General features: G+C 59.1%; 2 protein-coding genes and 1 pseudogene. 1 reads left to right on the top strand and 2 read right to left on the bottom strand.

Features of this window, described 5'->3' with window-relative positions; genetic code table 11:
• Positions 1 to 301: pseudogene (locus tag WCA53_RS33760) on the top strand (hypothetical protein); the annotation flags it as partial.
• A gap of 4 nt (positions 302 to 305) precedes the next feature.
• Here the strand turns inward: WCA53_RS33760 and poxB are convergent.
• The gene (poxB, locus tag WCA53_RS33755; RefSeq protein ID WP_423922386.1) at positions 306 to 2,027 is read right to left on the bottom strand and encodes a ubiquinone-dependent pyruvate dehydrogenase; all 1,722 of its coding nucleotides are present in this window, start codon (positions 2,025 to 2,027) and stop codon (positions 306 to 308) included.
• An 89-nt stretch (positions 2,028 to 2,116) separates the two neighbouring features.
• Entirely contained in the window at positions 2,117 to 2,959 is an 843-nt protein-coding gene (locus WCA53_RS33750; protein WP_423922382.1) for an ATP-binding protein, read from the bottom strand.
• Positions 2,960 to 3,045: the final 86 nt, after the last annotated feature.

Genomic DNA, 3,045 nt, shown 5'->3' with positions numbered 1-3,045 from the left:
CCCTTCCCCCATGCGCGAGTTACAAGACATCGAAATGAAGGTCGCGCGCGCATACGGACTCGCGTTCGACCTTCCGCCCGGTCTCAGGCCGAGGTACGAGGGCCTAGGTTACGCGCCGCCGTCCACAAGGAATGCGCGCGCGTGGCTCGTTCCGCTGCCCGCCACGTACTTGCTGGATCGCGACGGCATCGTCGCGCTGGCGTTCATCGACGTGGACTATAGGAAGCGCTTCGAATCCGAGTCGCTATTAACCGCGTTGAAGGCCCTGCAAGCGAGACATGCGGCGCCGGGTCGCCGGTGAGCCCTCAGCGAAGGTTGGTCTTCGCTAGCTCCACGATTTCATCGCCCCGGCCACTGAGAATGGCCCTCAACATATACAAGCTGAATCCTTTGGCTTGCTCAAGCTGGACCTTGGGCGGCATCGCCAATTCGTGCTTGGAAGTGACTACGTCGATGAGTGCCGGGCCTGGGTGAGCAAACGCTTTTCGAAGTGCGTCAGCGACATCCTCCGACTCCTCTACCCGAACGCCGAAGATCCCCGCTCCCTTTGCGATCGCGGCGAAATCGGTCTTGCTCAAGTCGACGTTCGTATCGAGATAACCACCCGCCTTGAGTTCCATGGAGACGAAGCCAAGCAAGCTGTTATTGAAGACGACAACCTTGATCGGAAGGTCGAGTTGCACGGCGGTCAATAGATCGCCAAGAAGCATTGACAGGCCGCCGTCGCCCGATAGGGAGATGACCTGCCTGTCTAAAAACGCGCCTTGCGCGCCGAGAGCCTGCGGCATTGCGTTAGCCATCGACCCGTGATTAAACGACCCGTGCAATTGGCGCTTGCCGTTCATCGTCAAATACCGGGCCGCCCAGACAGTCGGCGTACCCACGTCGGCAGTAAAGATCGCGTCGTCGTCGGCGATCTCGTCGATCAGCCTAGCTAAATATTGCGGATGGATCGGGCGCCCAGCCCCCGACGGTGTAGCCAACTCATCGAGCCCCTTCCTGGCCGCTGCATAGTGCTTGCGGGCATTGTCCAGGAAATTCCGATTGGATTTTCGCTGCAACGCAGGCAATACCGCTTTAACGGTCTCCTTCACCGTGCCGACGAGACCCAGCGCAAGTGGCGCACGATGTCCTAGCTGGGATCCCTTCCAGTCGACCTGGATGATTTTCGCGTCCTTGGGATAGAACGGCCGATACGGAAAATCGCAGCCGAGAAGCAGCAGCGTGTCGCACGATTCCATGGCGTGATAACCCGAACTGAATCCGATCAAGCCGGTCATCCCCACGTCGAAGGGGTTTTCCCATTCAATGTATTGCTTACCCCGTAGAGCATGAACGATAGGGGCTGCCAGTGTATCGGCAAGCGCGACAATTTCATCATGTGCCCCTACGACCCCGCTTCCACACATGATCGTGATCGCGTCTGACTCGTTCAACATCGCGGCCAAGCGATGAAGATCCGCCTCGGCCGGCATGATGGTCGCGGGCGCGGTATGCGACCAGCCAGGCGCTTCAGACGGGCCTTCGCTGAGTGCCACGTCGCCCGGCAACACGATCACGGCAACCCCTCGCTCCTGGATTGCGGTTCGCATGGCGCGTTCCAGCACGCGGGGAAATTGCGATGCGCTTGTCACAAGCTCTACATAATGGCTGCACTCCTTGAACAGTTCTTGCGGGTGCGTTTCCTGGAAATAGCCCAGGCCAATTTCTGTCGACGGGATGTGTGCAGCGATCGCCAACACGGGCTGATGATTTCGGTGACAGTCGAACAGGCCGTTTATAAGGTGCAAGTTTCCCGGGCCGCAACTTCCCGCGCAGACCGCGAGGTTCCCGGATGCCGCCGCATCTGCCCCCGCGGCAAAGGCAGCCGATTCTTCATGACGGGTGTGCATCCAGCGGATCGATCCAAGCTGGTCCAGGCTATACGCCAGTCCGTTCAGACTGTCGCCCGTGACGCCCCAGATACGTTCAACGCCTGCAATGGCTAACGTCTTTGCCAGATAGTCAGCGATTGTTTGTTTCGACATGTTCTGCCACCTCGAAAAATAGAAGATTCACTAAAAGCCGGGCGGCAACGTGCTGTCAACGGCTGCGTAGATGTTCGGCCGCCTCGGCGCTAGCAACGGCTCTGCTTAAGACAATTTGTTTTCGGTGCGCTCCGTGAGGCGCAACGCAACAACGCCCGCGGATCTTGCCCGGGCGTAGCGACGCTGGTTCGATTCCCGTCGGGAGTACTTTCCGGAGCGTCAAGCCGATCGTCGCGCGTTAATTTGATCTGTTCGACTCCCGGCTCGCGCTGGCCAGCCATTGCGCATAGCAAGCTAAGATCTGCCGCCGGATAGCGTGGCCCATTTTTCCCCGCATCCAACGCGTCGAGCGCTAAGCGCGCCCGGAGTCTGACCTCGGCAAATAGCCCAAGTTTGAAGAACAGTGGAGCAGTCATCGCAATCAACTCAGTTCCCAAATAGCGGTCACCTCGCGCGGAGAAAGCCCAATCCAGCGCGGATCGCACATCATCCAACTGAAGCCGGAAGCTATCGAGCGCCGCCTCATCCGATGGACCAGTAACGCAAGCCAACGCATGCTTGACCCATGCAGATACGTACGACAGGTGACGACGTTCGGCGTAGTCGCGTTCGCCATTGCCATCCAGTTTCTGTAGCGCATAGGCGCGGCTTGTTTCAAGCAAGTTGTATCTGACGGGGGAACACACCATGTCGGCGACGACCAGCGACTTCGCCGTCAACTCGCACACCGCTTCCAGCACATCTGCCGGGTCCAGGGCGTCTTCAGCAACGACCGCGCATGCAGCTTCCATCACAAAAGCGCGGGGGAAGACTCCGAGGCGCCTCAGTACCATTTTCTGCTTGGGCGGCAGAAGGTTATAGCTCCAGTCAAAGGTAGCCCTGAGCGTCTGGTGTTGCGGCAACGCCGTCCTATGGCCGCCGGTCAGGATCAAAAAGCAGTCGTCAAGATACGCAGCGAGTTCCTTGACGCCGAGCGTTGCCGCGCGGGGGGCAGCCAACTCGATAGCGAGTGGCATTC

It is taken from the genome of Caballeronia sp., from assembly GCF_049581465.1.
Taxonomy (GTDB): Bacteria; Pseudomonadota; Gammaproteobacteria; order Burkholderiales; family Burkholderiaceae; genus Caballeronia.
Note: the sequence above shows the minus strand (reverse complement) of the source record. Positions and strands in the feature narration are given on the sequence as shown.